The sequence below is a fragment of the Glycomyces dulcitolivorans genome (genome assembly GCF_003265355.1).
In the GTDB taxonomy this organism is placed as follows: Bacteria; Actinomycetota; Actinomycetes; order Mycobacteriales; family Micromonosporaceae; genus Glycomyces; species Glycomyces dulcitolivorans.
This window is the reverse complement of sequence record NZ_QFRW01000204.1, coordinates 1-6591: the sequence shown is the minus strand read 5'-3', so window position 1 is coordinate 6591 and position 6591 is coordinate 1. Positions and strand designations below refer to the sequence as shown.

Sequence of the window (6591 nt, the reverse complement as noted above, 5' to 3'; positions counted from 1 at the left end):
AGGTCGGCGCGGCCGACGCGCGGGCGGCGATGGACGCGGTCCTCGGCGAGGCCGCGGCGGCGGTGACCGGCGCGGCGGTCCTCGCGGCCGGGCCGCTCGAATCGGAGCCGTGCGAGGTCACCCCGGTCCGGGCGGGCCTGTCGGCCTCCCGCACGCTCCAGATCTCGGGTGCGACGGTCGACCAGGTCGAGTCCCTCGCCGACCGCTTCGGCCTCCGCCCGTCGGCGAACGTCGAGGCCGCGGTCTGGTCGGGCGACACCGACGGCTTCATCAGCCTCCGGATCACCGCCGAGCAGCCCGATCCGGCGGGAGGCCGCTGGTCCGAACCGGTGATCCTCCACGCGGTCACCGGCTGCCGCCCCCTCGAAGCCGGCGTCGCCGCCTTCGAGCCCGACCCGCCCGCCGAGGCCACGGGCGCCTGGCGCTACGGCGCCGTCCCCTGCCCCGGCGGCGAGACCCTCTCCAGCTGGACCGAACCCGTTGCGGCCGAGCCGTTCCTGGTCCACGAGACCACCGGCGGCTGCGCCTGAGGACCGCGCTACTTGTCGATGTCGCCGACGACGAAGAACATCGAGCCGAGGATGGCGATCATGTCGGGGATGAGGCAGCCGGTCATGAGGGTCGCCAGGGCCTGCACGTTCGCGTATGAGGCGGTGCGGAGCTTGAGGCGGTACGGGGTCTTCTCGCCGCGGCTGACGAGGTAGTAGCCGTTGGCGCCCAAGGGGTTCTCGGTCCACACGTACGTCTCGCCGGCCGGGGGCTTGAAGATCTTCGGGAGCTTTGTGTTGACCGGGCCGGGCGTGACGACCGCGCGGCCGAGGCAGAACCGCGCGAGTTCGATCGAGGCGGCGACCTGGTCCATCAGGCAGAGGAAGCGGGCGTGGCAGTCCCCTTCGGTGCGGGTCACCACGGGCACGCGGATCTCGCCGTACGCGAGGTAGGGCTCGTCGCGGCGCAGGTCGAAGTCGAGGCCGGAGGCGCGGGCGACGGGGCCGGTGACGCCGAAGGCCGCCGCGGTGGCGGCGTCGAGGACGCCGACGCCCTTGGTCCTGGCGGCGAAGATCTCGTTGTGCCGCAGGAGCTTGTCGAGGCGGACCATGCCGGTCTCGACCTCGTCGACGGCGCGGCGGGCGCGGTCCTCCCAGCCGTCGGGGACGTCGTTCTTCAAGCCGCCCACGCAGTTGTACATGTAGTGGATGCGCCCGCCGCTGGCCTCCTCCATGACCGCCTGGAGGCGCTCGCGCTCGGTGAACGCGTAGAACATCGGGGTGATCGCGCCGATCTCCAGCGGGTAGGAGCCGAGGAACATGAGGTGGTTGAGGACGCGGTTCATCTCGGCGAGCGCCATGCGCAGCCACACGGCCCGGTCGGGCACCTCGATGCCGGCGAGCCGCTCGGCCGCGAGGGCCACGCCGAGTTCGGAGGAGAACGCCGAGAGCCAGTCGTGGCGGTTGGCCAGGAGCATGATCTGGCGGAAGTCGCGCACCTCGTAGAGCTTCTCGGCGCCGCGGTGCATGTAGCCGACGATCGGCTCGCATTCGGTGACGCGCTCGCCGTCGACGCGCAGGCGCAGGCGCAGGACGCCGTGCGTGGACGGGTGCTGCGGCCCGATGTTGAGCACCATGTCGGCCGCTTCGGTCCCGGCGCCGACGCCGACGATCAGCTGTTCGCTCACCGGAACATCGTCCCAGTTTCGCACCGGTTGGGGAAGAGCTGGCGGCGTGTTGCCGGGCCCTGGCATCCTAGGGGGAGCATCCGACATTGGAGGTGTGGCCGAATATGGACCGCGATCAGATGCGCGCCTCGGAGAGCGACCGGCAGGTCGTCATGGAGCGCCTGCGTCAGGCGGTGGAAGAGGGCCGCCTGGACGTCGGCGAGTACCAGGACCGGGTCGACGCCGTCATGCGCGCCCGCGTGTACTCCGAGCTCGACGTGCTCATCTCCGACCTCCAGCAGCTCCCGCCGCCCGGCTTCCAGGAGGCGTCGATGGAGCCGACCCGCGAGCTGCGCCCCCAGTCCCTCTCGAAGGCCAACCAGCAGCTGCGCGACAGCGCCGAGGAGCGGTCGGGCAAGTGGAAGATCGCGGGCGTGGCCATCGCGATCGCCGCGGCGGCCTGCCTGGTCATCTTCATCGTCTCGCCGGAGCTGTTCCTGTACATCGCGATCGGCGTCCTGGTCGTCCTGGTCCTGTTCGTGGTCGCGGCCTTCTCGGGCCTGTTCTGACCGCGGATTCTCAACGCAGCGAGAAGGGGCGGCCGGTGACCGGCCGCCCCTCGCTCCGCACCGCTTACCGCGGTTCGATGTCGCAGTTGTTCAGGGCCCCTTGGCGCAGGACGTCGAGGGCGCGTTCGGAGACGACGAGGCTGCCGTTGGAGGAGGCGCCGAAGTCGTCGGAGCCGGCCGTGCCGGTGAGCTGGAGCCACTGCCACTTGGGCAGGTCGATGGGCCCGTCGGCGAGCTCTTCGGCGTCCTCGCCGAGGACGACCTCGGCGTCGGCGAAGCGGTAGCCGGACAGGCCCGCCGCGCCGATGAGGCCGGCCAGGTGCTCCGTGACGACGAAGCAGGGGGTCGACTCCAGGATCTCGTCGCCGAGCCAGTCCTGGATCACGTACTGGAGCCTGGTCACGACGGGCGGGTGCACCGACGTGTCCATGACCGTGTCCTCGCCGAGCTCGCCGGCGACTTCGGGCTCCAGAAGGTAGTAGCTCATTGGCGAATCCTAACTTAAGGGACGGGCGGGTTGAAGTTCGTTCCCAGCTTGAGGTCGACCTTCGTCGCGTGGTCGAGGATCTGCTGGCGGGTGGCGTTCGGGTGGTCCTTGTAGAACTGGTTCCACTCCTTGCGGATCTGGCTCAGGTGGACGCGGCTGTTCACCTGCCCCTTGGGGATCCCGCGGAGGTTCTGGAGCGAGTGCATCTCGGCGGCGCTGAACCGGCCGGGGTAGCGGCGCAGGACCTGCTGCTCGACGGCGTGGTGGACGACCACCTTGCCCTTGAGCTTGGGGTGCTGCCTGAAGAAGTTGCCCTTGTAGTCGTTGCTGGCGGCCCGGCCGACCCTGGCGCGCCAGTTGGTGCGGGCGGTCTTCTTGGCGGCGCCCTTGACGGTCTTGGTGACCCAGCTGCCGCCGCCCTTCCCGGTACGGAAGAAGCGGGTGTTGCTGATGAGACCGGAGATGATCTTGGCGCCCTTGGCGGTGGTCTTCCGCGCGGCGCGGGTGCGCATCCTAACCATTGAGCACCGACTCGATGGCCATGTCCAGCAGCATGTCGATGAGCTTGGAGGTGATCATCTTGAAGATCGGGATCTCCAGCAGCGAGGCGCCGAACGTCACGACCGCGGTGGCGATCGCCTGCGCGATCTGGATCGCGAGCGTCACGAGCTGGACGATCATCTGCATCTTCAGGGCCAGGACGACGCCGGCGGCGATCATGAGCCCGATGCTGATGATGTTGGACGGCTCGCCGATGTCCGCGATGTTGCGGACCGCCGACTCGCCGTCCTCCCATTCGGACTTGAACGCCGCGATCTCCTCGCCGACGTTGTTGTCGATGACGGTCTTGGCGGCGGCTTCGAGCTTGTCGATCGAGCCGGTGATCTGGTCGGCGAGGTTGGTCCAGGTGTCGCCGAGGTTGTAGAGCTTCTCCTCGTCGGACTCGGGCCAGTCGTAGCCGAGCATGCTGAGAAGGCTTCTCAGCTCGGAGGGCAGTTGCAAACCCACTGGGGTCTCCTTCGGAGGGAGGGGACACTGCGCAGTGCCCGGGGTACGGAGCGTTATGAAGGAGTTGATGCGGGCCGGTGCCGGCGGCCGTTGGGGAGGAGGGAGGGAGGAGCGGGGATCAGGACGCGGCGCGGGTGCGGCGCGGCCTAGCGGCCGAGCGCGTCGAGGATCTCCTGGAACATCCGCTCGATGTCGCTGTCGTTGTTGTCGTGGTCTTCGGCGATCTGCCGCAGCGAGTTCGCGTAGTCGCCGAGGTCCTCGATGTTCGTCGAGACGCACTCGTTGATGGCCTCCATGACGGCCTGGTGCGCCAGGTCGAGGAGGCTGCCGATCATGTCCGAGCCGAACGAGTCCGCCAGTCCGTCCACTGCGGACTTGAACTGGTCGAAGACGCCCTGCACGGCCTCGGTGGCCGCGTCGAGCTGCTGCGCGCCTTGGCGGATCGATTCGGTGTCGATCTGGACGACCATGTCAGCTGCCCCCCTGCTGGAGTTTCGCCATGACCTGGCTGATGTGCGCGGTCATGTCCCGCATCTGCTTCACGCCCTGCTCCTGGATCTGGGCGACGGCGGCGCCGATCGCCTCCAGGTCCGGGGTCGGGACGTCGGCCGAGAGCGCCTCGGCGCGGGCGTCGAGTGCGGCGTTGACGACCTTCGCGATCTCCGCTTCGAGGAATTCGGTGCCCTCCTTGAGGACCCGCTCCTCGGCGAAGCGGAGCTTCTCGACGCGGCCGTTCGCGCCCAGGGTGACCTGGATGCGCCCGTCGGCCGATTCGGCGCTGATGGCCTGGACCGGTTGGCCCTGCTGCTGTCTGACTTCGTCGAGCGCCGAGCGGGCTTCCGCCAGTTGCTGGGCGATCGCTTCCTCACCGAACATGCCGCCTCCGGGGGTCTCAGTGGACTCGGTGTGGAGTTCAGCATAGACCGGGCCCGCCACTTTGGGGTCCCCAGAAAGTGCCGTCTCACCTGGGGATTCGACAGCCTTGTTTACAGAGTGTCAGGAGTTCGCACCGTCCGCCTTCGCGCCGGTTCAGGCGGTTCCTCCGCGCGGGCCGTCGGCTTTGGAGGGATCGGGGAGGTAGTCGAAGTGCTCGTCGCGGTCGCAGCGCAGCCAGCCGTCCCGGACGCGGAGGCGCGCGACCTGGACGGTGGAGCGGCGCCCGCCCCCGGGGTGCGTGAAGTAGAACAGGAACGCCTCGTCGGGGCCCTGCGTGAGGGCCATGGCGTGGTGGCCGAGGGCCTCGTCGAAGGCGCGGCGGCCGGGCCCGGCGAGGAGCGGGACGGGCTGGCGGTGCCAGTGCTCCAGGTCGGTGGAGCGGTGGACGAGGAGCCCGGACCAGCCGTCGGTGACCATCCAGTAGACGCCGCCGAGGGCGAAGACGGTGGGGCCCTCCTGGGCCTGGCCGGTGACGGCGGGGCCGGCCGGGGTCCAGGCGTACAGGTCCTCGGAGTCGGCGGCGTAGATGTGACTCTCGCGCCGCTCGTCCTTGAACCACATGCGCCACTTGCCGTCCGGAAGGCGGTGGACCGTGGCGTCGATGGCGCGCTCGGAGTCGGTGTCGACGGTGGACTCGTACTTCCAGGAGGTCAGGTCGGTCGAGGTGTAGTGGCGGATCTCGGCGGGGCCGGACCAGTCCTCGCGCACGCCCTGGAGGTAGGTGACGTACATGTGCCAGGTGCCGTCGTGGCGCAGGACCTCTGGGGCCCACCAGGTGTCGCGGCTGCCGCTGCCGGGTCCGGCGGCGGTCCCGGCGTAGGTCCACACGCGCCCGTCGGGGCTGGTGGCGTGGCCGATGTCGGTGCCGTGCACCCAGGCGACGCCGCTGTCGTGCTGGATGGCGTCGGGCTGGTTGGCGCGGCGCTGGGTGTAGAAGAGGTGCCACAGGCCGGAGTCCGGGTCGTGGACGACGGTGGGGTCGGTGGGCCCGTCGAAGACCGGGTCGGTGAACAGCGGCGCGGGGGCGCGGAGGTCGTCGGGGTTCGAGGCAGGACCGGTCGTCATGGTTCCTCCATGGGGAGTCGGCGGCCGGGTGGCCGGGCCTGGCGGGGGTGCTTGAAAGGTAGCCCGAAGAAACCGCTTGCCGCAAGATGATCCGGAGCGCGGTGAAAGGATTGCGGGATGTTGTCGCCGGCGGGGTTCAGGCGTCGCCTCCGGCGGGCCCGGGTCTCGCCTCCGGCGGATCCGGTTCAGGCGCATTGAAAGCTGAAGGCCGTAGACCATCCCTAGCCCCCACCCACCCAGAAGGGGACCGCAGTCTGCAGCCGATCATTGCCGAGGGGTCCGACAGAAATCGTCGCCGGAAGCACCCGAGTGCGCAAAATGCGCCCGAACGAGTGATCCGGTACCGTTGAGCGCATGGACCTCAACGCGGACCTGGGGGAGGGTTTCGGCCGCTGGGAGCTCACCGACGACGCCGCACTGCTGCGGATCGTCACGAGCGCGAATGTCGCGTGCGGTTTCCACGCCGGCGATCCGGCCACCCTCCGGCGCGTGTGCGAGCTGGCCGCCGCGGCCGGGGTGCGGATCGGGGCGCAGGTGTCCTACCGGGACCTCGCCGGGTTCGGGCGCCGCGAGATGGACGTGCCGCCGCACGAGCTGGCCGCCGAGGTCGCCTACCAGATCGGGGCGCTGCGGGTCTTCGCCGAGGCCGCGGGATCGCACGTCGCCTACGTGAAACCCCATGGCGCCCTTTATCATCGGGCCGGACGCGATCCGGCCCAGGCGGCCGCCGTCGTGGAGGGCGCGCGCCTCGCGGGGGTGGGGGTCGTGCTGACGCAGTGGGGGAGCGAGCTCGACCGCGCCGCGGCGGGGGCCGGGCTGCGGGTCGCGGGCGAGGCGTTCGCCGACCGCGGCTACCTGGGGGACGGGCGCCT

The 6591-nt window shown here is 70.1% G+C and carries 10 protein-coding genes; 3 read left to right on the top strand and 7 right to left on the bottom strand.

Annotation, left to right across the window (positions count from 1 at the left end):
• Positions 1-530 (top strand): hypothetical protein (locus tag DI269_RS14530; RefSeq protein WP_198667441.1); only part of this gene is annotated, 530 nt, incomplete at its 5' end.
• A gap of 8 nt (positions 531-538) precedes the next feature.
• Here DI269_RS14530 and DI269_RS14525 read toward each other — a convergent pair.
• Positions 539-1624 carry an NADH-quinone oxidoreductase subunit D gene (locus tag DI269_RS14525; RefSeq protein WP_408612298.1) on the bottom strand — a complete coding sequence of 362 codons (1086 nt, stop codon included), beginning with the start codon at positions 1622-1624 and terminating at the stop codon, positions 539-541.
• A 155-nt stretch (positions 1625-1779) separates the two neighbouring features.
• Between DI269_RS14525 and DI269_RS14520 the strand changes: the two genes are divergently transcribed.
• Positions 1780-2223: a DUF1707 SHOCT-like domain-containing protein gene (locus DI269_RS14520; RefSeq protein ID WP_112137011.1), complete on the top strand. Its 444-nt coding sequence runs from the start codon at positions 1780-1782 to the stop codon at positions 2221-2223.
• Between the two features lie 64 nt (positions 2224-2287).
• Here DI269_RS14520 and DI269_RS14515 read toward each other — a convergent pair whose 3' ends face one another.
• The 6 genes from DI269_RS14515 to DI269_RS14490 form a co-directional block, all read right to left on the bottom strand.
• Positions 2288-2710 (bottom strand): hypothetical protein, encoded by a 423-nt coding sequence (locus DI269_RS14515; protein ID WP_112137009.1) that lies wholly within the window; start codon positions 2708-2710, stop codon positions 2288-2290.
• 14 nt (positions 2711-2724) lie between these two features.
• The gene (locus DI269_RS14510; RefSeq protein ID WP_112137007.1) at positions 2725-3222 is read right to left on the bottom strand and encodes a hypothetical protein; all 498 of its coding nucleotides are present in this window, start codon (positions 3220-3222) and stop codon (positions 2725-2727) included.
• A gap of 1 nt (position 3223) precedes the next feature.
• On the bottom strand, positions 3224-3718 hold the full coding sequence (locus DI269_RS14505) for a WXG100-like domain-containing protein (RefSeq protein ID WP_112137005.1): 495 nt from the start codon (positions 3716-3718) through the stop codon (positions 3224-3226).
• A 146-nt stretch (positions 3719-3864) separates the two neighbouring features.
• Complete coding sequence (locus DI269_RS14500) at positions 3865-4188, bottom strand: WXG100 family type VII secretion target (protein ID WP_112137003.1); 324 nt, start codon at positions 4186-4188, stop codon at positions 3865-3867.
• Position 4189: 1 nt separating this feature from the next.
• Complete coding sequence (locus DI269_RS14495) at positions 4190-4594, bottom strand: YbaB/EbfC family nucleoid-associated protein (protein WP_112137001.1); 405 nt, start codon at positions 4592-4594, stop codon at positions 4190-4192.
• A 153-nt stretch (positions 4595-4747) separates the two neighbouring features.
• Positions 4748-5719, bottom strand: coding sequence for a family 43 glycosylhydrolase (locus DI269_RS14490; protein WP_112136999.1), 972 nt, complete (start codon positions 5717-5719; stop codon positions 4748-4750).
• A gap of 354 nt (positions 5720-6073) precedes the next feature.
• Here DI269_RS14490 and DI269_RS14485 point away from each other — a divergent pair.
• A partial coding sequence (locus tag DI269_RS14485; protein ID WP_112136997.1) for a 5-oxoprolinase subunit PxpA occupies positions 6074-6591 on the top strand: 518 nt, incomplete at its 3' end.